The sequence below is a fragment of the Citrobacter sp. A316 genome (genome assembly GCF_002042945.1).
Lineage (GTDB): Bacteria > Pseudomonadota > Gammaproteobacteria > Enterobacterales > Enterobacteriaceae > Citrobacter > Citrobacter portucalensis.
In genome coordinates, this window is record NZ_MVFZ01000004.1 from 286,039 (window position 1) to 308,687 (window position 22,649).

General features: G+C 54.4%; 22 protein-coding genes. 8 read left to right on the forward strand and 14 right to left on the reverse strand.

Annotation, left to right across the window (positions count from 1 at the left end):
* From arnC to arnF, 6 genes are read left to right on the forward strand one after another with little or no spacing between them, the layout of a single operon-like run.
* Positions 1-984, forward strand: coding sequence for an undecaprenyl-phosphate 4-deoxy-4-formamido-L-arabinose transferase (arnC, locus tag BZK41_RS07325; protein ID WP_079937696.1), 984 nt, complete (start codon positions 1-3; stop codon positions 982-984).
* The gene (gene arnA, locus BZK41_RS07330) at positions 981-2,963 is read left to right on the forward strand and encodes a bifunctional UDP-4-amino-4-deoxy-L-arabinose formyltransferase/UDP-glucuronic acid oxidase ArnA (protein WP_079937697.1); all 1,983 of its coding nucleotides are present in this window, start codon (positions 981-983) and stop codon (positions 2,961-2,963) included. The genes arnC and arnA overlap by 4 nt, the downstream gene beginning before the upstream one ends.
* Complete coding sequence (gene arnD, locus BZK41_RS07335; protein WP_079937698.1) at positions 2,960-3,862, forward strand: 4-deoxy-4-formamido-L-arabinose-phosphoundecaprenol deformylase; 903 nt, start codon at positions 2,960-2,962, stop codon at positions 3,860-3,862. The genes arnA and arnD overlap by 4 nt, the downstream gene beginning before the upstream one ends.
* Positions 3,859-5,517: a lipid IV(A) 4-amino-4-deoxy-L-arabinosyltransferase gene (arnT, locus tag BZK41_RS07340; RefSeq protein WP_079937699.1), complete on the forward strand. Its 1,659-nt coding sequence runs from the start codon at positions 3,859-3,861 to the stop codon at positions 5,515-5,517. The genes arnD and arnT overlap by 4 nt, the downstream gene beginning before the upstream one ends.
* Positions 5,514-5,849 carry a 4-amino-4-deoxy-L-arabinose-phosphoundecaprenol flippase subunit ArnE gene (gene arnE, locus BZK41_RS07345; protein WP_003834709.1) on the forward strand — a complete coding sequence of 112 codons (336 nt, stop codon included), beginning with the start codon at positions 5,514-5,516 and terminating at the stop codon, positions 5,847-5,849. The genes arnT and arnE overlap by 4 nt, the downstream gene beginning before the upstream one ends.
* A complete protein-coding gene (gene arnF / locus BZK41_RS07350; protein WP_079937700.1) occupies positions 5,849-6,235 on the forward strand; it encodes a 4-amino-4-deoxy-L-arabinose-phosphoundecaprenol flippase subunit ArnF in 387 nt (128 codons plus the stop codon). The genes arnE and arnF overlap by 1 nt, the downstream gene beginning before the upstream one ends.
* 2 nt (positions 6,236-6,237) lie before the next feature.
* On the opposite strand, the gene pmrD is transcribed toward arnF, so the two are convergent.
* The 9 genes from pmrD to BZK41_RS07395 form a co-directional block, all read right to left on the reverse strand.
* The gene (pmrD, locus tag BZK41_RS07355; RefSeq protein ID WP_079937701.1) at positions 6,238-6,501 is read right to left on the reverse strand and encodes a signal transduction protein PmrD; all 264 of its coding nucleotides are present in this window, start codon (positions 6,499-6,501) and stop codon (positions 6,238-6,240) included.
* 95 nt (positions 6,502-6,596) lie between these two features.
* On the reverse strand, positions 6,597-8,021 hold the full coding sequence (gene menE, locus BZK41_RS07360; protein ID WP_079937702.1) for an o-succinylbenzoate--CoA ligase: 1,425 nt from the start codon (positions 8,019-8,021) through the stop codon (positions 6,597-6,599).
* Positions 8,018-8,980 carry an o-succinylbenzoate synthase gene (gene menC / locus BZK41_RS07365; protein WP_079937703.1) on the reverse strand — a complete coding sequence of 321 codons (963 nt, stop codon included), beginning with the start codon at positions 8,978-8,980 and terminating at the stop codon, positions 8,018-8,020. Before menC ends, menE begins: the two co-directional genes overlap by 4 nt.
* Complete coding sequence (gene menB, locus BZK41_RS07370; protein ID WP_003027671.1) at positions 8,980-9,837, reverse strand: 1,4-dihydroxy-2-naphthoyl-CoA synthase; 858 nt, start codon at positions 9,835-9,837, stop codon at positions 8,980-8,982. The genes menC and menB overlap by 1 nt, the downstream gene beginning before the upstream one ends.
* A 14-nt stretch (positions 9,838-9,851) precedes the next feature.
* On the reverse strand, positions 9,852-10,610 hold the full coding sequence (menH, locus tag BZK41_RS07375; protein ID WP_079937704.1) for a 2-succinyl-6-hydroxy-2,4-cyclohexadiene-1-carboxylate synthase: 759 nt from the start codon (positions 10,608-10,610) through the stop codon (positions 9,852-9,854).
* Positions 10,607-12,277, reverse strand: a complete 1,671-nt coding sequence (gene menD, locus BZK41_RS07380; protein WP_079937705.1) for a 2-succinyl-5-enolpyruvyl-6-hydroxy-3-cyclohexene-1-carboxylic-acid synthase — start codon at positions 12,275-12,277, stop codon at positions 10,607-10,609. The genes menH and menD overlap by 4 nt, the downstream gene beginning before the upstream one ends.
* A gap of 81 nt (positions 12,278-12,358) precedes the next feature.
* Positions 12,359-13,660, reverse strand: a complete 1,302-nt coding sequence (menF, locus tag BZK41_RS07385) for an isochorismate synthase MenF (RefSeq protein WP_079937706.1) — start codon at positions 13,658-13,660, stop codon at positions 12,359-12,361.
* Positions 13,661-13,764: 104 nt separating this feature from the next.
* Positions 13,765-14,070 carry a stress response protein ElaB gene (gene elaB, locus BZK41_RS07390; RefSeq protein ID WP_003027683.1) on the reverse strand — a complete coding sequence of 102 codons (306 nt, stop codon included), beginning with the start codon at positions 14,068-14,070 and terminating at the stop codon, positions 13,765-13,767.
* 63 nt (positions 14,071-14,133) lie between these two features.
* Positions 14,134-14,595 (reverse strand): GNAT family N-acetyltransferase, encoded by a 462-nt coding sequence (locus tag BZK41_RS07395; RefSeq protein WP_079937707.1) that lies wholly within the window; start codon positions 14,593-14,595, stop codon positions 14,134-14,136.
* Between the two features lie 67 nt (positions 14,596-14,662).
* On the opposite strand from BZK41_RS07395, the gene rbn reads away from it, so the two are divergent.
* The gene (gene rbn, locus BZK41_RS07400; protein ID WP_079937708.1) at positions 14,663-15,580 is read left to right on the forward strand and encodes a ribonuclease BN; all 918 of its coding nucleotides are present in this window, start codon (positions 14,663-14,665) and stop codon (positions 15,578-15,580) included.
* Between the two features lie 64 nt (positions 15,581-15,644).
* Positions 15,645-16,649 carry a chemotaxis protein gene (locus BZK41_RS07405; RefSeq protein ID WP_079937709.1) on the forward strand — a complete coding sequence of 335 codons (1,005 nt, stop codon included), beginning with the start codon at positions 15,645-15,647 and terminating at the stop codon, positions 16,647-16,649.
* A gap of 58 nt (positions 16,650-16,707) precedes the next feature.
* On the opposite strand, the gene nuoN is transcribed toward BZK41_RS07405, so the two are convergent.
* The 5 genes from nuoN to nuoJ all read right to left on the reverse strand — a co-directional run bounded on the left by nuoN (position 16,708) and on the right by nuoJ (position 22,644).
* Positions 16,708-18,165, reverse strand: coding sequence for an NADH-quinone oxidoreductase subunit NuoN (gene nuoN, locus BZK41_RS07410; protein WP_003027689.1), 1,458 nt, complete (start codon positions 18,163-18,165; stop codon positions 16,708-16,710).
* A 6-nt stretch (positions 18,166-18,171) separates the two neighbouring features.
* The gene (gene nuoM, locus BZK41_RS07415; RefSeq protein WP_003027692.1) at positions 18,172-19,701 is read right to left on the reverse strand and encodes an NADH-quinone oxidoreductase subunit M; all 1,530 of its coding nucleotides are present in this window, start codon (positions 19,699-19,701) and stop codon (positions 18,172-18,174) included.
* Positions 19,702-19,952: 251 nt separating this feature from the next.
* Positions 19,953-21,794 (reverse strand): NADH-quinone oxidoreductase subunit L, encoded by a 1,842-nt coding sequence (nuoL, locus tag BZK41_RS07420; protein WP_079937710.1) that lies wholly within the window; start codon positions 21,792-21,794, stop codon positions 19,953-19,955.
* On the reverse strand, positions 21,791-22,093 hold the full coding sequence (nuoK, locus tag BZK41_RS07425; protein ID WP_000612644.1) for an NADH-quinone oxidoreductase subunit NuoK: 303 nt from the start codon (positions 22,091-22,093) through the stop codon (positions 21,791-21,793). Before nuoK ends, nuoL begins: the two co-directional genes overlap by 4 nt.
* Positions 22,090-22,644, reverse strand: a complete 555-nt coding sequence (gene nuoJ, locus BZK41_RS07430) for an NADH-quinone oxidoreductase subunit J (protein WP_016153833.1) — start codon at positions 22,642-22,644, stop codon at positions 22,090-22,092. Before nuoJ ends, nuoK begins: the two co-directional genes overlap by 4 nt.
* Positions 22,645-22,649: the final 5 nt, after the last annotated feature.

Consider the following 22,649-nt stretch of genomic DNA (forward strand, 5'->3'; position numbering starts at 1 on the left):
ATGTTTGAAGCAACCCCGATCAAAAAAGTCTCGGTGGTCATTCCCGTTTTTAATGAACAGGAAAGCCTGCCAGAGTTAATCAGACGCACCAGCGCCGCCTGCGAGAAATTGGGCAAAGACTATGAAATTCTGCTAATTGACGACGGCAGCAGCGACCGTTCCGCTCAGTTGATGATGGACGCCTCTCAGGCGCCGAACAGCCATATCGTCTCTATTTTGCTGAACCGTAATTACGGACAGCACTCGGCGATTATGGCCGGTTTCAGCCATGTCAGCGGAGACTTGATCATCACGCTGGATGCCGATTTGCAAAACCCACCGGAGGAAATTCCGCGGCTGGTCGCCACCGCAGATGAAGGCTTCGATGTGGTGGGTACGGTACGCCAGAACCGTCAGGACAGCGTATTTCGTAAGACCGCCTCACGAATGATCAACCATCTGATACAGCGCACCACCGGCAAAGCGATGGGTGACTACGGCTGCATGCTACGCGCCTATCGCCGTCACATCGTCGATGCCATGCTGCATTGCCAGGAGCGCAGCACCTTTATCCCGATTCTGGCCAACATTTTTGCCCGTCGCGCCACGGAGATCCCGGTACATCATGCAGAGCGTGAATTTGGTGACTCCAAATACAGCTTTATGCGTCTGATCAACCTGATGTATGACCTGGTGACTTGCCTTACAACAACACCGCTTCGCATGTTGAGCCTGTTGGGCAGCGTGATTGCCGCCACGGGCTTTACCTTATCAGTCCTGCTTGTTGTTCTGCGCCTGACGCTCGGCCCACAGTGGGCAGCGGAAGGGGTATTCATGCTGTTTGCCGTCCTGTTTACCTTTATCGGCGCACAGTTTATTGGCATGGGTTTACTCGGCGAATATATCGGCCGCATCTATAACGATGTCCGCGCCCGCCCCCGCTATTTTGTTCAACACGTTATCCGCCCACAAACCACGCAGTCAACCGAGGAAAACCGCGCATGAAAGCTGTCGTATTTGCCTATCACGATATGGGATGTCAGGGTGTCCAGGCCTTGTTGGATGCAGGTTATGAAATCGCTGCCATTTTTACGCACACCGATAACCCAGGTGAAAAAGCGTTTTTTGGATCAGTTTCCCGCCTCGCCGCCAGCGCCGGTATCCCGGTTTACGCCCCCGACGAGGTTAATCATCCCCTGTGGATTGAGCGCATTAGCCAACTGGCACCCGATGTTATCTTCTCGTTCTACTATCGCCATTTACTGAGTGATGAGATCCTCAGCCTTGCCCCTAAGGGTGCATTTAATCTGCACGGCTCGCTGCTGCCGAAATACCGTGGCCGCGCACCGCTGAACTGGGTATTGGTCAATGGTGAAACCGAAACCGGCGTCACGCTTCACCGCATGGTTAAACGCGCGGATGCCGGAGCCATTGTTGCCCAGCAGCATGTCGCTATTTCACCAGATGATGTGGCGTTAACGCTGCACCATAAGCTGTGCCAGGCAGCGCGTCACCTGCTGGAAGAGGCGCTGCCCGCGATTAAAACGGGAGATTATGCAGAACTCCCCCAACAGGAAGCAGAGGCTACCTGTTTTGGTCGCCGTACGCCGGAAGATAGCTTCCTCGACTGGAACAAACCAGCCGCAGAGTTAAATAATCAGGTTCGTGCCGTCAGCGAGCCATGGCCGGGCGCATTTAGCTATGTCGGTACGCAAAAATTCACCGTCTGGTCATCACGCGTTTGCACAAATGACCTCGTAGCCCAACCGGGCACCGTTATCTCCGTTTCTCCTTTACTGATCGCCTGTGCCGATGGCGCACTGGAGATTATTACCGGACAAGCTGGCGATGGTATTGCAATGCAGGGGTCACAGTTAGCGCAGGTTCTGGGCCTGGTGCCAGGTTCTCGCCTGAACAGCCAGTCAGTGACCACCAGCAAACGCCGTACTCGCGTGCTGATCCTCGGCGTTAACGGCTTCATTGGTAACCATCTGACCGAGCGCCTGCTGCAAGAAGATAATTATGAAGTGTATGGACTCGATATTGGCAGCGACGCCATTGGGCGTTTCCTGCAACATCCGCGATTCCATTTCGTCGAAGGTGATATCAGCATTCACTCCGAATGGATTGAATATCATGTGAAAAAATGCGACGTTGTGCTGCCGCTGGTGGCGATCGCAACGCCAATCGAATATACCCGCAACCCGCTGCGCGTATTTGAGCTCGATTTTGAAGAGAACCTGAAAATCATTCGTTACTGCGTGAAATACCGCAAGCGCATCATTTTCCCGTCAACCTCCGAAGTCTACGGCATGTGTACCGACAAAGTCTTTGATGAAGACAGTTCGAATCTGATCGTCGGCCCGGTCAATAAACCACGCTGGATCTACTCCGTATCCAAGCAGTTGCTGGACCGTGTTATCTGGGCGTACGGCGAAAAAGAGGGATTGCGCTTCACCCTGTTCCGCCCGTTTAACTGGATGGGACCGCGTCTGGACAGCCTTAACGCCGCGCGTATCGGCAGCTCACGCGCCATTACCCAACTGATCCTCAATCTGGTGGAAGGTTCACCGATTAAGCTGATTGAAGGCGGCAAGCAAAAGCGCTGCTTTACCGACATTCGCGATGGTATCGAAGCCCTGTACCGCATCATTGAAAACGAAGGCGGCCGCTGTGACGGCGAGATTATCAACATCGGTAATCCGCAGAACGAAGCAAGTATTCAGGAACTGGCAGAAATGCTGCTTTCCTGCTTTGAAAAACATCCGTTGCGTAACCACTTCCCGCCGTTTGCCGGTTTCCGTGACGTCGAAAGCAGCAGCTACTACGGTAAAGGTTATCAAGACGTTGAGCATCGTAAACCTAACATTCGCAATGCAAAACGCTGCCTGAACTGGGAACCGACCATTGAGATGCAGGAAACGGTAGAAGAGACGCTGGACTTCTTCTTACGCAGTGTGGATATCACGGAACACACATCATGACCAAAGTAGGCTTGCGCATTGATGTCGATACATTCAGGGGGACGCGCGAAGGCGTGCCCCGCCTGCTGGAGACATTAAACCGACATAACGTTCGGGCAAGTTTTTTCTTTAGCGTTGGACCTGACAACATGGGGCGCCATCTCTGGCGTCTTGTGAAGCCACAATTTCTGTGGAAGATGTTGCGTTCAAACGCAGCATCACTCTACGGATGGGATATTTTATTGGCGGGAACCGCATGGCCGGGAAAAGAGATTGGCCAGGCCAACGCGGCAATCATTGCACAAACCGCCCAGATTCATGAAACCGGTTTGCATGCCTGGGATCATCACGCCTGGCAGGCGCGAAGCGGAAACTGGAATGACAAACAGCTGATTGATGATATTTCGCAAGGCATCACCGCACTTGAAGCCATCATCGGTCAGCCAGTCACCTGCTCTGCCGTTGCCGGATGGCGTGCTGATAACCGCGTCGTCAATGCCAAAGAAGCATTCCATCTACGCTATAACAGCGACTGTCGTGGAACGTCGTTATTTCGCCCTGTGCTGGAATCCGGGAAAACGGGGACGCCACAAATTCCCGTCACGTTACCAACATGGGATGAAGTGGTTGGTCAGGAGGTCCAGGCGGTGGACTTCAACTCTTATATTCTCGCCCACATCCAGATGAGCAAAGGAACACCGGTGTACACCATTCATGCGGAAGTTGAAGGCATCGCCTTTCATCAGAATTTTGACGAACTGCTTACTCGCGCCGCTGATATGGGGATTACATTTTGCCCACTTGGCGAGCTGTTACCAGACGATATCAGCACACTGCCAACAGGGCAGATCGTGCGGGGAAAAATTCCCGGCAGAGAGGGATGGATCGGCTGCCAACAACCGGTGAGTGTGACACAATGAAATCTGCTGCCCACTACACTCTGGCATTTATCGCTTTTATTGCGCTGTATTTTATTTTGCCCATCAACAGTCGCCTGCTCTGGCAGCCTGATGAAACTCGCTATGCCGAAATCAGCCGGGAGATGCTGACCTCTGGCGACTGGATCGTTCCTCACTTTTTAGGGCTGCGTTATTTTGAAAAACCGATTGCCGGATACTGGTTAAACAGCATCGGACAATGGCTATTTGGCGCCAATAATTTTGGTGTCAGAGCGGGGGCCATTTTTGCCACTTTGCTGACGGCGCTACTGGTAGGCTGGCTTGCCATGCGGTTATGGCAGGATAAGCGTACCGCCGTACTCTCTTCAGTTATCTTTTTAACGTTTTTTTCGGTTTACAGCATCGGCACCTACGCGGTACTTGATCCTATCATTGCGCTCTGGCTAATGGCGGGTATGTGCTGTTTTTGGGAAGGCATGCAGGCTACGAGCAGAATGCGCAAAATTATCGCTTTTTTGCTGTTAGGGTTAACCTGCGGCATGGGCGTGATGACCAAGGGGTTCCTGGCGCTTGCCGTTCCTGTACTCAGCGTACTGCCGTGGGTTTTCGCACAAAAGCGCTGGAAAGATCTCATTATCTACGGTCTGCTGGCGGTTGTCGGCTGCGTCGTGATCGTGTTGCCGTGGGGAATAGCGATTGCCCAGCGAGAGCCAGATTTCTGGCATTACTTCTTCTGGGTCGAACATATTCAACGTTTCGCGCAGGATGATGCCCAGCATAAGGCTCCAGTCTGGTACTACATCCCGATATTTGTGGCTGGCACATTACCGTGGCTCGGGCTGCTCCCCGGCGCGCTGCGTACGGGCTGGCGTGAACGGGATGTACCGCGCAGCGCACTGTACCTGCTAAGCTGGATTATCATGCCAATCCTGTTTTTCAGCATCGCGAAAGGAAAACTGCCAACCTATATTCTTTCTTGCTTCGCGCCGCTGGCTATATTGACGGCACGTTTCGGCCTACAGGCCGCGGAAAAAGGTTCGACCGCGCTGCGCGTGAATGGCTGGATCAACGTTCTGTTCGGTGTGATCGGTATTATCGCCACGTTCATTGTTTCCACTCTGGGTCCATTGAAGACACCGGTCTGGTCGCATATCGAAACGTATAAGGTTTTTTGTGCCTGGGGCATCTTTATCATCTGGACGCTTTTTGGCTGGTATACGCTAAATAACCGCGAGAAGAACTGGAAATTCGCAGCGCTGTGCCCATTAGGACTGGCGCTGTTGTTTGGCTTCTCCATTCCTGACCGGGTTATGGAATCTAAACAGCCACAATTTTTTGTCGAGATGACCAAAGAGTCGCTGGATTCTAGCCGTTATATTCTCACCGACAGCGTTGGCGTTGCTGCGGGGCTGGCCTGGAGCCTGAAGCGTGACGACATCATGATGTACGGACAAACGGGCGAGTTAAAATATGGCCTCAGCTACCCGGATGCCCAGGGCCGCTTTGTCAGTCGGGAAAACTTTGCCGACTGGTTAGCGCAACATCGTCAACAAGGAAACATTACGCTCGTGCTCTCGATTGATAAGAATGAAGATATTAATCAGCTTGCCATCCCTCCCGCTGATTACATTGATAATCAGGGGCGTCTGGTCCTGATTCAGTATCGGCCCAAATGATCTGGATAGCCTTAGTTCTCGCCAGCCTGCTCAGCGTCTGCGGCCAGCTATGCCAGAAGCAGGCGACCCGCCCGGTCTCCGTTCGTGCGCGAAAACGCTACATTACACAATGGATTGGGCTTGCTCTAGCAAGCCTCGGCCTGGCCATGCTGCTATGGCTGGCGGTTTTACAAAACATTCCTGTCGGTATTGCCTATCCCATGCTGAGCCTTAACTTTGTCTGGGTAACTCTGGCCGCGTGGAAAATCTGGCGCGAACCCGTCACCACGCGCCACTGGCTGGGGGTTGGGCTGATCATTACCGGCATATTTATTCTTGGGAGTGCGGTGTAATGGGCATATTTTGGGGATTATGTAGCGTTATTATCACCTCTGCTGCCCAGTTGAGCCTAGGCTTTGCGATGGATAATCTGCCACCAATGCTGCAGCCGCTGGCGTTCATCTCCGCCGTATTCTCTCTCAGTATTGGAGCGTTTGCTTTATATGCCGGGCTGGCAGGTTATTTGCTGTCGGTTATTTGCTGGCATAAAGCCCTACACCAGCTCGCACTGAGCAAAGCTTATGCCCTGCTCAGCCTGAGCTATGTGCTGGTTTGGGTTGCATCAATGATTCTGCCCGGTTGGCAGGGAACATTTTCGTTGAAGGCGCTGGCAGGGGTACTGTGCATCATGGCAGGGCTAATGACGATTTTTCTGCCTTCACGCAAACACCGGCCCTGAGATTACTTACCTTCAGACAGTCGTAACAGACGTTCCCATTCATCACAAATGTATTGTCTGGCATCAATTATCTTAATCACCCGGGATTTATCGCGATTAATACAATACTGAGCATCCTTCAGCGGTGAAAGGAGATCGCCGGGCTTAACCCGCTCGGAAGATTGCGCCTCAGCAAGCATCTTTAGCGAACCACCGCTATCGCAAAGTACGATATAGAGCCTCCCTGCATTTCTGTGACTGCAAGACTTCTTCACATGCCATTCCATAGCGCACCTTTTGTTAAAAAATTTCACACTAGGTTACACATTAGCAGATAAACAAAAGGACAATAGCTGCGGAATGACAAAAATGAGAAATATAATTAATGTTTTCTTAATGTTAACGATGATGCACTGACCCAATCCAATAACGCACGGCGCGAAATTTTAATTCCTCCGGCTTTGAGTTCGGGCGGCAATGTCAGCCAACATACCGGTTGTTGAAAGCGGGCCAGCTTATCTTTTACCCACTCAGCCAGATTGGTTTCTCCAGCATTAGCGTCATACTCAATGACCGCCACCGGGCGATGGCCAAATTCTTTGTCTTCTATCGGTACAATAAAGGCTTGCAGAACATGCGGATGTGCGGCAATCACGCGTTCCACCTCTTCCGGCTGTATACCTTCCCCACCGCTAAAAAACAGATTGTCCATACGACCGACAATGGTTAGCTTGCCGTCCTTCAACACGCCGCGATCGCGGGTTGCAAACCAGCCTTCCGCGTTCACTAAAGGAATAAGCTGTCCGTTACGCCAGTAACCTTGCGCCATGCTGGCGGCACGCAGCCAGACTTCATCATCAACGATTCTGACTTCTCTGCCCACCAGAGGAGAACCCACATCTGCCAGACCATCCGCCTCTTTCGCACAGACCGTAGAAGCAAACTCCGTCAAACCGTAACCGCACCAGCAACGAATCCCTTGCTCGCGCGCTTGCTCCGTCAATTCAACAGGAATTGCCGCACCGCCCAGCAGTACCGCTTTGAGCGTGACCGGCGTGTTGTTGACCAGTAAGCGCCACAGCTGTGTGGGCACCAGCGAAGCGTGGGTGCATCCGGCCAGCATTTGCTCCAGCGGTTGCTTGTCGCGCACGGTCATTCGCGCCCCGGCAAACAACCAGCGCCATAAAATGCCCTGGCCGGAAACATGAAACAGCGGCAGCGAGAGCAGCCAGTCATCTTCAGCACCAAACGGCATTAATGACAGTACGCCCTGCGCGCTTGCCAGATGCGCCTGACAGGTATGAACAGCCGCTTTTGGCAACCCGGTAGAACCTGAAGTTAACGTCATCGTGCTCAAACGCTCGGGTAACCACGCTGCGGCGTGATCGCCTGGCAATGGCTGCATCTGTAACGGATTGAGTTCCGGGAGCTCGATAGCGGCCTCCAGATCCAGCGCAAAACGCAGCGTTAAGTCCGGAATCAGCGCATCAAGCAGCGGCTGAGGCAACTGCGGGTTCACAGGTAAAACCCGCGCCCCACATTGCAGCAGCGCGAGCCAGGCCAGCAAAGCGCGCGGATGATTCCAGGCGCGAAGCAGAACACCCTCGCCCTCTTCCACACCCTGAGCGGCAAAACCGCAGGCCAGATGGTCAACGCGCGAGCAGAGTTCGCTCCAGCTTAATACCTCATCGTTGAGGCGTAGGGCTGGCGTATTCGCACGAACCTGTCGCCAGTGACGCCACGGCCAGTCATCATGTTGTATCAGGCCCGATAAGCTCACGCTATCGGGCATTTCCTGCTGGGTCATAGCAGACGTTCCAGCGCATCAACGTCGATACACGGCAACGTGCTACCCGGCCAAGTGCGTACCTGCTGGCACTGCATCAGGCTCAGGGTATCCAGACCCGGAATGGTCTGCGGCGTCAACCAGGCGGCAATTCGCGCCAGTTGGGTTAAGCCCAGACTCGACTCGATTGACGAACTGATAACGGCAGTAAGACCAAGCGCATGCGCCGCGTCAACCTGTTCACGGACTTTGTCGAGGCTGCCGGTCAGCGTAGGTTTGATAACCACAGCCTTGACGCCCTCTTCAGCTTCGAAGGTGAAATCCGCTTCACGCAGACTTTCATCCCAGGCGATGGCAATGCCGGTTTCACGCGCGAAGGCACGAGAATCATCGCGGGTTTTGCACGGCTCTTCGAGGAAGGCAATGCGGCCGCGATACTCTGGATTAACGTATTTTGCGAACTGCTGCGCTTTCAACGGCGTCCAGGCCCGGTTGGCATCAAGTCGCAAATGCAGCTCCGGAATCGCCTCAAGCAGCAGATTGGCTACCATGCCATCACGGACCGCTTCATACAAACCGACCTTGATCTTCGCCACTTTTTCACCCGGCATGTCCGCCAGTTGTAGCACCAGATCGTCAGGATCGCCCGTACACAGCGGCGCTGCGCGATAGTCTGCGTCCAGTGGCAATACGCCAGCCAGTTCAGCCAGCGCACAGCTTACGCCAAAGGCGACCGAAGGCAGTTGCGGTAAGGAGTCATCCCCTTGCAACCAGCCTTTCACCCAGGCCAGCAGCTCAGTTTGCGCCTCTTCCCAGCTTTCCTGACTGAAGCCCGGCAGCGGGGAGATTTCTCCCCACCCTTCGCTCTCGCCGTCACGAAGACAAATGTACAGCCCGTCACGCGTTTTTAACCGCCTGTCGCGCAGAATCACCCCCGCGTCCATGGGGATCTGCCAGCGGTATACCTGCGCGCTACGCATTACGGATTCCGTTTGAATTTGCTGAAATCAGGCTGACGTTTCTGGTTAAAGGCGTTACGGCCTTCCTGACCTTCTTCCGTCATGTAGAACAGCATAGTAGCGTTACCTGCCAGCTCCTGCAGACCTGCCTGACCATCACAGTCGGCGTTCAGTGCGGCTTTCAGGCAACGCAGCGCCATTGGGCTGTTTTGCAGCATTTCACGACACCAGCGTACGGTCTCTTTTTCCAGATCCGCCAGCGGAACCACGGTGTTGACCAGGCCCATATCCAGCGCCTGTTTCGCATCGTACTGACGGCACAGGAACCAGATTTCACGCGCTTTTTTCTGACCGACGATGCGCGCCATGTAGGAAGCGCCCCAACCGCCGTCGAAGGAGCCGACTTTCGGACCGGTCTGACCGAAGATGGCGTTTTCAGCCGCAATGGTCAGGTCACACATCATGTGCAGCACATGGCCGCCGCCAATGGAGAAACCTGCAACCATCGCTACTACCGGTTTCGGACAGGTACGAATCTGGCGCTGGAAGTCCAGTACGTTCAGGTGATGCACACCGGAATCATCCTGGTATCCGCCGTAGTCGCCACGAACTTTCTGATCGCCGCCTGCGCAGAACGCTTTGTCGCCAGCACCGGTCAGAATAATTACGCCAATGTTGTCATCATAGCGGGCATCCGCCAGCGCCTGGATCATCTCTTTCACGGTGACCGGACGGAAGGCATTGCGTACCTGCGGACGATTAATGGTGATTTTTGCGATACCGTCGGTGGATTTCTCGTAGAGAATGTCGGTGTAGCCTTCAGAGCAATCGTGCCATTCTACCGGTGCGTAAAGCATTGTTTCATCAGGATAGATCATAAAATGTCCTATAGTCAGCGACGCAGAATCTGAGCCAGACAGTCCACCACGCCCGCGGGGTTATCCCGATGCGCGTTGTGTCCGGCATTACGAATCACATGGTTTGGTACTGATATTTCCGCAGCCAGAGCGCGGAATTTATCGTCACGTTCACCACATAAATAATAAAACGGAAATGTGCGCATCGTGAGTTGCGCACGTAAATCAGGTTGTACGGCAAGCGAGGTGGCCTCCAGCATTGCCGCCAGCGTTTGCCCATTATTCTGGCTACGCAGAGCGACCAGCGCCTCTCTTTGTGCCGCATTCAGCGAGGAAAAAACGGGCTGTTGATACCAGTCATTAAACACCTCACGTAGCGGCTCTGCGCGAAAACGCGCAGCCCAGCGGCCATCCGAGAGACGGCGCTGAACGCGCGCCTCTTCGCTTTGCAAGCCGGGATGTCCACCTTCAACCACCAGACCACAAAGTCCGGGCATCTCCTGACAGGCCGCCATCATCGCGACTCTGCCGCCAAGAGAGTATCCCACCAGCCAGTAGTTAAGTATGTTGTAACTAAGTAGAGTATTACGCAGCAAAACGCTGACATCATCGAACCCGCTCACGCTGATGTCAGCGGAGCCACCGTGTCCCGGCAGGTCGATGTATAGCCGCGAATAATCCTGAAACGCTTCGCCGACCGTCTGCCATTCCCGGCAATCACCAGAGAAACCGTGCAGGAAAACCAGCCAGGGAAATCCTGTCTGGCCCTCTTTCGCCTGCGCATGCAGGATCATAGATGACTTACCTGCGCCAGCAGTTGTTGCAAGGTTTGCGCCCCGTCAGTTTCGTTCACCACCAGCTCAATCACCGTAGCTGCCGGAGTACGCCAGGCATTAGTCAACGCGCTCTCCAGCTGCTCCCAGTTTTCCGGGAGCTGGTATTTTAGGTTAAACATGGCGGCAGCATGCTCGAAATGTACGTTCTGCGGCATCAGATAGAACCGTTCGCGTTCGCTGGCTGGCGTCGGCAGCAGGGAAAAAATCTGTCCGCCGTTATTGTTAACCACTATCAGAACAAACGGTGCAGAAACCTGGCGCAATAACGCCAGCGCATTCAGGTCATACAATGCAGATAAATCGCCAACAATTGCCAGCGTCGATTTCGCGCTGGCACGCTGTACGCCTGCTGCCGTTGACAGCAGGCCGTCAATACCGCTCGCGCCACGGTTGCTATAGACCGGGTAACCTGCCGGAAGCTGCGACAGCGCATCAATCAGGCGTACCACCAGACTGTTACCCACGAACAGCTGGCCCTGCTCCGGCAAGTAGTCGCGAATACGGTGGGCTAATTGCGCTTCACCAAACGCCTCACGACGGGCTTCTACCGCCTGCCAGGACAGTTGTGCCAGACGAGGAATTTCCACACACCAGGGCTGACGTTTCTCCGCCGGATGCAGCTCCAGCCAGTCGCCAACTTTGGCCACCAACCTGCGGCCACGATGATGGGCCGGATCGAGGCGGCCTTCGATATTATCGACAATCCAGTATTCCTGCGGATCGCAGCTAGCCTGCCAATGCAGCAGACGTTTTCCTGTCAGGCTGCTGCCAAGCTGCACCACAATCTGCGCCTGCTGTAACTCAGCTACCGCTTTCGCATTTCCCAGCCACAGGTCGGCGCACGGTAGCGGTTGTCCTGTTTGCGACAGAACATCACCAATCAGCGGCCAGCCTAACGTCTGCGCCCACTGCGCAACTTTCTTGCCTTCTTCGGCGCTCATACGGCCCGCAATCACTACGCCGCGTTTTTGCCGCCAGAAAAACCAGTCGCGCTGTTTGTCGCTTTCCAGCCGACGCGCTTCTCGCAGCCAGGGTTTATCGTCCTGCCACCAGTCGCCAAGGCGCTGCTGCCAGGCAATCCCCGTTTCGTCCATGTCGCCATACAGCGGTTCCGCAAACGGGCAATTGATATGAACCGCCCCGCCATGCAGGGCAGCTAACGCATTATCAATAGTGGACACCAGCCAGCTTGCCGGAATGTCCTGAGTCGGACGCGGTAAAGAGAGCGTTTGCGATGGATGCGAGGCAAACATTCCGGCCTGACGAATCGCCTGGTTCGCGCCACAGTCGATAAGCTCCGGCGGTCGGTCTGCCGTAAGTAAAATCAGTTTTTCACCGGTCAGGCCCGCTTCAATCAACGCGGGATATAAATTCGCCACCGCGGTACCGGACGTCACAATCACGGCGACAGGCTGACGGCTAACTTTTGCCAGACCTAAAGCCAGATGCCCAAGTCCACGCTCGTCAAAATGGGTGTGGTGGATGAATGCGGGGTTTTCCGCTGCCGCCAGCGTCAACGGTGTAGAACGAGAGCCAGGGGCAATGCAGACATGCCTGACGCCGTGGCGAGTGAGTGCTTCCAGAATGACCGCCGCCCAGCGTCGGTTAAATGCGCTTACTGACATGAGATTGTCCGGTATCAATATTGCGACACAGTATAAAGAATCGAATAAATGTATTTTTGATATGAGTCGGTAATATACAACTCATTGTCCTTCCATCTGTAATAAAGTACGCAGGCCCGCCGCTTTATTGTCTATTTCTTGCCATTCCTGCTCAGGATCTGAACCACGCACAATCCCTGCCCCGGCATACAGGCGCACCACGTTTGCGCTTATTTTCGCCGAACGCAACGACACACAAAACTCGCTTTGGCGCAAAGAAAGATAACCCGCTGAACCGGCATACCACTCACGTTCAAAGGGTTCATTTTGTTGAATGAATTCACGCGCCAGCTCACGCGGAATACCGGCGACTGCCGCCGTGGGCTGGAGCTGCATCAGGCAAAGCGTATCGTCGGCCTGATTCAGTTCCGTCCAGATGCAACGGCGCAGGTGCTGCACTTTACGCAGCCTTAGCACCTGCGGCGGCAGCACGTCGAGAGTTTGCGTACAGCCTTGCAGGCGCTGGCAAATATCTTCGACCACCAGCATATTCTCGCGCTGGTTTTTATCATCTTTCATTAGCCAGTCGCCTAATTGCCAGGCCCGATGATCCTCAGAGTGATTGGCCACGGTTCCGGCCAGCGCCTCGGTGCGTAGCGCCGTATCACGTCGTCGATACAGACGTTCAGGAGAAGAACCAAGAAAAGCGGTGTCGGCGGAGAATGCCATAAAGAAATGGTAGCAGTTCAGATTTAAGCGACGGCTGGAAGCCATCACGGCAGCGGCATTAACCGACTGAGAAAACTGTAAATCAGTCGCCCGCGCCAGCACGACCTTATCGAGGTCTTCCCCTGCGATCGTTTGAGTGGCGAGTTTTATCAGGTCTATCCAGCCAGCCTTATCCGGCCAGTGCTGTTCTCCCGTCAAATTCAAACGCAATGCAGGGAGCGGTTTTACGGGAGCAAGCGATGAGATGAAGGCGATCGCATGTGCAGCGTCTTCACGTAGCGACACGTCGCTATAGAGATGTAAGCGTAAGCTCGCCACTCCGGCGCAACGTCGCCACTCCAGCCGAGGCAGCATCAAATTGCCACGCTGAGGCTCAAAGGCATTCAGGCCCCAGATGCGCAGGTCGTGGTGATTATCATGCTGGTGTAAAAATTGCTGGGCTGATTCCAGCGAGGAAAATACGGCGACGGCCCCCAATACGGCGGCTTCTTCATCGCCGTTACGCTGCTGCCAGTAAAACTGGGGCCAGACGGGTTGGCTGGCCAGCCATCCTAAAGCGTCAAACGCATCATTCAGTGGGAAAGGTATATCGTAAATACGAATTCCAGGTGCTGCTGGCATCTCTTGCGATAAATGACGCATCAGACTTTCCAGCGCAGTAGTGATTGAATGCACGCGGACCTCTCCCTGTTAAAAACCTCTCATTATACGGGGTACTGAGCAGAAAAAGCAGTACCCCCAGTTAGGGAGTACGTATAAATGCGATGACAGAACGGAATTTATCGCCGCGCTAACAATAAACCCATCACTAAACCGACTGTGGCGCCAACGCCGATTCCGCGCCAGGGTTTTTCGTGCACATAGTCATCCGCCCGACAAACGGCTTTTTTCGCACGGTAATAGTAGCTGTCAGAAGCATGGCTGACGCGATTTCTCACCTCTTCTAACGCCCGCTCTGCCCGCGCTTTTAACTCAAGGTATTTTTGATCCGCTGGATCGCCAGAAGAACGCAGCACCTCTTCCAACGTTTCACTTAATAATTCCAGATCATCATCGATACGTGATTCATAAGAATGAAAAGACATTATATTCTCCCTTTCTATTGACGTACCCGCTAACTATAGACAATCAGATGTATTTGCGCCTGTTTACGCCTGATGTGCTTCCCGCGCCATTCCGACGTGCGGAATACCGTCTTCATCATAGATATCCGTCACCGGGACAAAGCCAAAGCGCGCATAGAAGGATTGCAGATGCGCCTGTGCGCCCAGATACAACGCCTTATGTGGCCAGTGTTGCGTGCAGGATGCCAGCGTCTGAGCCATCAGCTGTTGCCCCAATTTTTCACCGCGCAGCGCTTCGCTTACAATCACCCGACCAATCACCACCGGCTCCAGCTCGTCATCGCTTTTCAGAATCCTCGCATACGCCACCAGCTCATCGTTATGCCAGCCCAGAATATGGCGATTCTCTCCAACCAGGTCATCGCCATCCACATCCTGGTATGGACACTGTTGCTCAACTACAAACACTGCGCATCGCAGCTGAAGTAGTGCGTACAGTTGTTGGGTACTCAGCTTTGCATGGTGGAGATCTTGCCAGTGAATCATTGTCTGCCCCTATGTTGTGATAACCTGAACACCCTGCCTTATTGATGGCGAAAAGTGTAACGCAAAGATGGAATTACTATTTTTAGGCACGTCTGCGGGAGTCCCCACCCGCTCACGCAATGTAACGGCAATTTTACTGAATCTGCAACACCCGACTCAGGCGGGGCTGTGGCTTTTTGATTGCGGTGAAGGGACGCAGCATCAGATGCTCACCACGCCTTTCAATCCAGGAAAACTCGATCGTATTTTTATCAGCCATCTGCACGGCGATCACCTGTTTGGTTTACCGGGGCTACTGTGCAGTCGCTCAATGGCCGGCAACGTCCAGCCGCTAACGCTCTACGGACCAAAAGGGTTGCGAGAGTTTACCGAAACCGCATTGCGTCTGAGCGGCTCCTGGACCGATTATCCGCTGGATATTGTAGAAATCACCGCGGGTGAGATTGTGAATGACGGCCTACGTAAAGTAACGGCGTATCCGCTGGCGCATCCGCTGGAGTGCTACGGTTTTCGCATCCAAGAGCACGACAAACCGGGTGCGCTTGACGCCGGTGCCCTGAAGGCGGCAGGTGTTAAAGCGGGCCCGTGGTTTCAGGATTTGAAAGCCGGAAAAACCATCGTGCTGGAGGATGGACGGACGATCCATGGCGCCGACTTCCTCGCTCCAGCCACCAGGGGAAAATCGGTCGCTATTTTCGGTGACACAGGACCCTGCGCATCCGCTATTGAACTGGCGCGAGGTGTAGATGTCATGGTACACGAAACCACGCTGGACTCCTCAATGGAGGAAAAAGCCAACAGCCGCGGGCACAGCTCGACCCGACAAGCCGCAAAGCTGGCGCTTGAGGCCGGAGTGGGACGCCTGATCATGACCCACGTGAGCTCACGCTACGATGAAAAAGGCTGTCAGCGGTTACTCGAAGAGTGCAAAGCAATATTTCCAGACACGGAACTGGCTCACGATTTCGCCATTTTCACCGTTTAATGCTCTATTTTTCCGCCTCAGTGCCGATAACAGTAGAAAGGCTGGCTTTCACACTGAGGACAGGATGAACAATTTCCAGAAAGATATTGATGACAGGACAAACCTAACCCTGTCTAACCGTTTTGAACTGCTGCTGTTTCGCCTCGGCAGATCCGTCGAGGAGCAGAAATCAGAGCTGTTTGGCATCAACGTATTCAAGCTGCGTGAAATCGTGCCGATGCCGACCTTTACGCGTCCGGCGGGTATGAAGGCCCCGTTACTGGGTATGGTTAATATTCGCGATCAGGTGATCCCGGTGATTGACCTACCCGCCGTCGCGGGCTGTAAGCCAGAGACCGGACTCAACATCCTGTTGATCACAGAATATGCCCGCAGCGTCCAGGCTTTTGCGGTGGAGTCAGTGGAAAACATTATGCGCCTGGACTGGCAACAGGTGCATACCGCCGAGAAAGCCGTCAATGGTCGCTATATCACCAGTATCGCTTGCCTGGACGACAACAAAGAGACCAACAACCTGGCGCTGGTGCTCGACGTTGAGCAGATCCTGTACGATATCGTACCGGCGAACCACGACCTGCGCGCAACCGATCTTAAAACCAATAAATTCAACATCACGCCGGGTGCGGTGGCGATTGTGGCAGATGATTCCAAAGTGGCCCGAGCGATGCTGGAAAAAGGGCTTAACGCCATGGAGATCCCGCATCTGATGCATGTAACGGGCCAGGATGCGTGGGAAAAAATACAGCAGCTTTCCGCAGAAGCGCTGGCGGAGGGCAAGCCTATCAGCGAGAAGATCGCCCTGGTACTCACCGATCTCGAAATGCCGGAGATGGACGGTTTTACGCTTACCCGTAAAATAAAAACCGACGAACGCCTGAAGAAGATCCCGGTCGTTATCCACTCTTCACTTTCCGGTAGCGCGAACGAAGATCACGTTCGTCGAGTAAAAGCGGATGGCTACGTGGCCAAATTCGAAGTCAATGAGCTTTCTTCAGTGATCCAGGAAGTGATGGATCGCACAGCGAAAGGCATCAGCGGTCCGCTGGTGAGCCGTCAGCTATTAAACTGATCGTATTTCACGCATAAAAAAACCCGCCAAGGCGGGTTTTTTCGTTTCTGCATTTCGTTTACATCAGCGGAGTCGCTAACTGCACAATGCTGATCAGCGGTTGCGGGTAAATACCCAGCACCAGTACCAGCAGAGCAGAAATCAGCACTACGATACCGCCCGCGCTGTACTGCCAGTTAGACGGCGCATCACGGTTCAGCTGTTGCGGTGCGCTCAGGTACAGGCTCACGGCAACACGCAGGTAGTAGTACAAACCAATCGCCGAACCGACCACCACCGCGGCAACCAACCACCACAGATTGGCCTGCACACCGACGGCCAGTACGTAGAACTTGCCGATAAAGCCCAGCGTCATCGGGATACCTGCCAGAGACAGCATCATCACCGTCATCACTGCCGCGAGGATCGGACGATGCCAGAACAGACCACGGTAGGAGAACAGAGAGTCTGCATCCGGACCGCGATACGGGCTGGACATCAGGCTAACCACACCGAACGCGCCGAGGCTGCTGAACAGGTAACCGGCCAGGTAAACGCCAACCGCTTCCATCGACATCTCGCCGCTCTGCAGGGCAATCAGCGCCACCAGCAGGTAACCGAGGTGAGAGATAGAAGAGTAACCGAGCAGACGTTTAATGTTGGTCTGGCTCAGCGCCATCAGGTTACCAAAGATGATGGAAGCAAAGGCAATCACGCCCAGTACGATACGTACCGCTTCGCTATCCCCTACCGGTGCGTACAGGAACAGACGCATCACCACGCCGAAGATAGCGATTTTGCTCGCCGTCGCCAGGAAGGTGGAAACCGGAGCAGGAGCCCCCTGGTATACGTCTGGGGTCCACAGGTGGAACGGAACCAGCGAAAGTTTAAAGCCAAGGCCAACAATCATCAGACCGAAGCCCGCCAGCAGCAGCGGTTCGTGCAGCATGCCGTCGCCGAGGCTCTTACCGAGCGCAACAAACGACAGATTACCAGACTGCGCGTACACCAGCGCCATACCGAACAGCAGGAAAGAAGACGCTGCGGCAGACAGAATGGTGTATTTGATACTGGCTTCCAGCGAACGTTTCTGACGGAACGCATAGCCAACCAGACCAAACAGCGGCAGAGAGATCAGCTCAATACCAAGGAACAGCGCCGCCAGATGGTTAGCGTTAGCCAGCAGAATACCGCCGAGTGCGGCAATCAGCACCAACAGGTAGAACTCTTCCCGGTTGTCGTCGTAGCCTTCCAGCCACGGGTAAGCGAAGGTACAGGTGGCAAGACTCGCCAGCAGCACCAGCCCGGTGTAGAGCATGGCGAAACCGTCAACCCGCATCAGCGGGGTGACGTCCATGGCGCCCGCCTGGCCAACAAACCAGAGCGAAACCAGCGCGGCGTTAAGCCCAATGACCGACAGCGTGGCATTGAGGAAGTGATTGCGTCGCCACGCAATGGAGAGCATCACAACCACCACCGTCAAGCCGACGATCAGCAGCGGTAGCAGCGCAATCAGGTGTTGTGGAGTTATTGTCATGGCGATTTACGGCCTTGTAGTAGTAACGGAATTAACAAACCACTGCTGGATGTTGCTCATCGCAGAATGCGAGGTATCCAGAATCGGCTGCGGATAGAAGCCAAGCAGTACCAGAAGCACGACCAGCAACAGGATGATAAACAGCTCACGCAGCGACATCCCTGGCAGTTCAACACTGGCAATCTGGCTCTTCGCTTTACCGAAGTAAGCGCGATGCAGCATCGCCAGCGAGTAAACAGAGGCAAACACCAGACCAAAGGTCGAGATCACGGTAATGACCGGAACCACCTGGTAGCTGCCGAACAGAATCATAAATTCGCCAACGAAGTTACCTGTACCCGGCATACCCAGCGTACACACTGCGAAGAACATCGACAGCGCAGGCAACCATTTCATTTTGCCCCACAGGCCGCCCATCATACGCATATCACGCGTGTGCAGACGTTCGTACAGCTGACCACACAGAATGAACAGACCGGCTGCGGACAGACCGTGCGCAATCATCTGGATAACAGCACCCTGGTACGCCAGCTGGCTGCCAGTGTAGATAGCAATCAGTACGAAGCCCATGTGCGATACGGAGGTGTAAGCGATCAGACGTTTGATATCGTACTGATTAAAGGCCATCCACGCGCCGTAGAAGATACCGATAACGCCCAGCCACATTGCGATAGGTGCAAACTCAGCCGACGCGTTCGGGAACAGCGGCAGAGAGAAGCGCAGCAGACCGTAAGCCGCGGTTTTCAGCAAGATCCCCGCCAGGTCAACGGAACCTGCCGTCGGTGCCTGGGAGTGGGCATCCGGCAACCAGCCGTGCAGCGGAACCACCGGCATTTTCACCGCAAAAGCGATGAAGAAGCCCAGCATCAGCAGATATTCCACACCGTGGGACATCGGGGTATTTAGCAGCTCTTCATAGTTGAAGGTCCACACGCCGGTCGCTTTATAGTGCACAAACACCAGCGCCAGGATGGCAATCAACATCACCAGACCACTCGCCTGGGTATAAATGAAGAACTTGGTCGCCGCCGTGATACGCGTTTTACCGTCAGAGGCTTTATGCCCCCACAACGCGATCAGGAAGTACATCGGCACCAGCATCATTTCCCAGAAGAAGAAGAACAGGAACATGTCGATGGCAAGGAACACGCCGATCACGCCGCCTAAGATCCACATCAGGTTCAGATGGAAGAAGCCCTGGTATTTTTCGATTTCATTCCAGGAGCAAAGTACCGCCAGAACACCGAGCAGACCGGTCAGCACTACCATCAGCAGCGACAGACCATCGATAGCCAGATGAATAGAGATGCCAAAACGTGGGATCCACGGCAGGACAAATTCAGACTGCCACTGCGGAATGCCAGCGGATTGCGTCAGTGAATAGCCGCCCTGCAACCACAGTTGCAGGCCAAGCGCCAGCGTCAGTCCCATGGTAATCAGCGCTATCCAACGCGGCACCTTCACGCCAAAGCGTTCGGTCTGCCAGCAAAGGAAGCCACCGATAAAGGGGATTAATATCAACCAGGGTAATAACATAGCTAAGTATGTCCCTTATATTTACTCCTGCTCAGGCTATCTCACTCGTCAGCCCAAATCCCGGCAGTGCTCGCAATCCTCACGTACTTCAGTACGCTCCGGTTGCTCTGCGCTGGCGGTATTCGGTCTGACTTCGCCGATGACGCCTGTACTTCAGGAACAGATTTTCAACGAATTCTAAAAATTATTTTTGGGTTTGTAGGCCGGATAAGCGAAGCGCCATCCGGCAATCATTCATCCAGCCAACAAACTCAACGCAGTACCATCAACAGTGCCAGCACAACGACTGCGCCGATGCTCATTGATGCGACATACCAGCGCAGATAACCGTTCTCGCTCAACAGCAGGCCTTTACCTGCAAAGCGGGAAAGGATCGCCGGAATGTTCATCATTGAGTTGAGCGGATCGCGTTTCAGCAACCAGGCAACACCCAGGAACGGCTTGACGAACACTTTGTCGTACAGCCAGTCGAAGCCCCAGGCGTTATACCACCAGGTACCCAGCAGGCGGCCCGGCGCACTGTTCGCAATCGACGTCACCAGCGTGCGTTTACCCAGCCACAGCCATGCTGCGATCAGGATGCCCGCAATCGCTACGATACCGGAGGTAATTTCCAGCGTCATGACGCGACCATGCTCAAGCTCGGTCGTTGCAGGCAGTACACCCTGCAGCGGCGGCACAATCAGCGCGCCAACGAAGGTGGACAGGATCATCAGCACAATCAGCGGCAGATGATGGGTAATTCCCTTCCCTGCGTGAGCGTGAATTTGTTCTTTACCGTGGAACACGATGAAAATCATACGGAAGGTGTACAGAGAGGTCATGAACGCACCGACCAGACCTGCAACCATCAAATTAATATGACCATTCGCCATTGCACCGGCCAGAATCTCATCCTTACTGAAGAAGCCAGCGGTAATCAGCGGCAGAGCTGACAGCGCCGCGCCACCGATCAGGAAGCAGAGATACACCAGCGGAATTGACTTACGCAGCCCGCCCATCTTGAAGATGTTCTGTTCGTGGTGGCAAGCCAGGATAACCGAGCCGGATGCCAGGAACAGCAGCGCTTTAAAGAAGGCGTGCGTCATCAGGTGGAAAATAGCCGCATCCCACGCTTGTACGCCGAGAGCCAGGAACATATAACCAATCTGGCTCATGGTGGAGTACGCAAGAACGCGTTTGATGTCGGTCTGTACCAGCGCAGCAAAACCCGCCAGTACCAGAGTGACGGCACCGATAATCCCCACCAGGTGCAGGATTTCAGGCGTCATCAGGAACAGGCCGTGCGTACGTGCAATCAGGTAGACACCGGCGGTAACCATCGTCGCGGCGTGGATCAACGCGGAGACAGGCGTCGGGCCGGCCATCGCATCAGCAAGCCAGGTCTGCAACGGCAGCTGTGCAGATTTACCAACCGCACCGCCCAGCAGCATCAGGGTTGCCCACATCAGCATGTTGTTACCGTCTGCAAAGTGCGCAGGCGCCAGTTCCACCATTTCGCGGAAGTTCAGCGTGCCCAGCTCGTTGTAGAGGATGAACAGCGCGAACGCCAGGAATACGTCACCAACGCGGGTAACAACGAAGGCTTTCATTGCCGCAGCGCCATTCTTCGGATCGGCGTAGTAGAAACCAATCAGCAGATAGGAGCACAGGCCCACGCCTTCCCAGCCGAGGTACATCAGCAGCAGGTTATCCGCCAGCACCAGAACCACCATGCTGGCGATAAACAGGTTGGTGTAGGCGAAGAAACGAGAATAGCCCTCTTCTCCGCGCATATACCAGGAGGCGAACATGTGGATCAGGAAACCCACGCCGGTCACCACGGAGAGCATGGTCAGCGACAGGCCGTCCAGCACCAGGTTAAAACCGATGTTGAAATCGCCGACTGACATCCACGTCCACAACGGCTGGCTGTAAGCCTGCTGGCCATTGGCAAAGAAATCAACACCAACAAACGCAGTCACCAACGCGGCCAGACCGATCGACCCGACACCCACGGTAGCGGACAGATTTTCTGACCAACGACCACGAGAAAACGCCAGTAATACAAAGCCAATAAATGGCAGAATAATGGTTAAGGCAAGCATGTTCATCCACGCATCTCACTTACTGAATCGATGTTCAGGTTCTGGCGACGGCGATGAAGTTGCAGCAACAGCGCAAGCCCAATGCTCGCTTCGGCAGCCGCAAGGCTGATGGCGAGAATATACATCACCTGACCATCGGTCTGGCCCCAGTAGCTTCCGGCGACCACAAAGGCCAGCGCAGAGGCGTTAATCATGATTTCCAGTCCGATCAGCATAAACAGCAGATTGCGGCGGATAACCAGACCGGTTAAGCCCAGCACGAATAAGATCGCAGCGAGGATCAGTCCATGTTGTAAGGGGATCATGCGTGCTCCTCCGTTTTTCTTTTCGCGCGGTCATCGGTGCGATTGCTCAGCACTTCACCAGAACGCTCTTCGCGCCCCACATGGAAGGCCACAACCAGACCCGCCAACAGCAGCATCGAAGCCAGTTCAACCGCCAGTACATACGGTCCGAACAGGGAAATACCGACCGCTTTCGCGCTAATTGGCGTGCCGTCGATGCCCTGATCGTTAACGCCCAGAATGGCGTAAACAATAACCGCCAGCATGATAGCCGACAGAATCGCCGGACCAATCCACACCTGCGGTTTCAGCCACTGGCGTTCCTGCTCAATTTCAGAACCACCAAGGTTGAGCATCATGACCACGAACACGAACAGCACCATGATGGCGCCCGCGTAGACGATAATTTCCAGCGCACCGGCGAAGTAAGCGCCTAACGAGAAGAACACCCCAGAAATCGCCAGCAGCGAAATAATCAGGTACAGCAACGCGTGTACCGGATTGGTGTGGGTGATCACCCGCAAGGTTGCGAGAATGGCTATCAGGCCACAGATATAAAAAGCGAACTCCATTGCCC

Excerpts from the sequence above, each read along its gene's own strand:
- arnC (WP_079937696.1), top strand. The coding sequence starts at position 1 with ATGTTTGAAGCAACCCCGATCAAAAAAGTCTCGGTGGTCATTCCCGTT.
- arnA (WP_079937697.1), top strand. The coding sequence starts at position 981 with ATGAAAGCTGTCGTATTTGCCTATCACGATATGGGATGTCAGGGTGTC.
- arnD (WP_079937698.1), top strand. The coding sequence starts at position 2,960 with ATGACCAAAGTAGGCTTGCGCATTGATGTCGATACATTCAGGGGGACG.
- arnT (WP_079937699.1), top strand. The coding sequence starts at position 3,859 with ATGAAATCTGCTGCCCACTACACTCTGGCATTTATCGCTTTTATTGCG.
- arnE (WP_003834709.1), top strand. The coding sequence starts at position 5,514 with ATGATCTGGATAGCCTTAGTTCTCGCCAGCCTGCTCAGCGTCTGCGGC.
- arnF (WP_079937700.1), top strand. The coding sequence starts at position 5,849 with ATGGGCATATTTTGGGGATTATGTAGCGTTATTATCACCTCTGCTGCC.
- pmrD (WP_079937701.1), bottom strand. The coding sequence starts at position 6,501 with ATGGAATGGCATGTGAAGAAGTCTTGCAGTCACAGAAATGCAGGGAGG.
- menE (WP_079937702.1), bottom strand. The coding sequence starts at position 8,021 with ATGACCCAGCAGGAAATGCCCGATAGCGTGAGCTTATCGGGCCTGATA.
- menC (WP_079937703.1), bottom strand. The coding sequence starts at position 8,980 with ATGCGTAGCGCGCAGGTATACCGCTGGCAGATCCCCATGGACGCGGGG.
- menB (WP_003027671.1), bottom strand. The coding sequence starts at position 9,837 with ATGATCTATCCTGATGAAACAATGCTTTACGCACCGGTAGAATGGCAC.
- menH (WP_079937704.1), bottom strand. The coding sequence starts at position 10,610 with ATGATCCTGCATGCGCAGGCGAAAGAGGGCCAGACAGGATTTCCCTGG.
- menD (WP_079937705.1), bottom strand. The coding sequence starts at position 12,277 with ATGTCAGTAAGCGCATTTAACCGACGCTGGGCGGCGGTCATTCTGGAA.
- elaB (WP_003027683.1), bottom strand. The coding sequence starts at position 14,070 with ATGTCTTTTCATTCTTATGAATCACGTATCGATGATGATCTGGAATTA.
- BZK41_RS07395 (WP_079937707.1), bottom strand. The coding sequence starts at position 14,595 with ATGATTCACTGGCAAGATCTCCACCATGCAAAGCTGAGTACCCAACAA.
- rbn (WP_079937708.1), top strand. The coding sequence starts at position 14,663 with ATGGAATTACTATTTTTAGGCACGTCTGCGGGAGTCCCCACCCGCTCA.
- BZK41_RS07405 (WP_079937709.1), top strand. The coding sequence starts at position 15,645 with ATGAACAATTTCCAGAAAGATATTGATGACAGGACAAACCTAACCCTG.
- nuoN (WP_003027689.1), bottom strand. The coding sequence starts at position 18,165 with ATGACAATAACTCCACAACACCTGATTGCGCTGCTACCGCTGCTGATC.
- nuoM (WP_003027692.1), bottom strand. The coding sequence starts at position 19,701 with ATGTTATTACCCTGGTTGATATTAATCCCCTTTATCGGTGGCTTCCTT.
- nuoL (WP_079937710.1), bottom strand. The coding sequence starts at position 21,794 with ATGAACATGCTTGCCTTAACCATTATTCTGCCATTTATTGGCTTTGTA.
- nuoK (WP_000612644.1), bottom strand. The coding sequence starts at position 22,093 with ATGATCCCCTTACAACATGGACTGATCCTCGCTGCGATCTTATTCGTG.
- nuoJ (WP_016153833.1), bottom strand. The coding sequence starts at position 22,644 with ATGGAGTTCGCTTTTTATATCTGTGGCCTGATAGCCATTCTCGCAACC.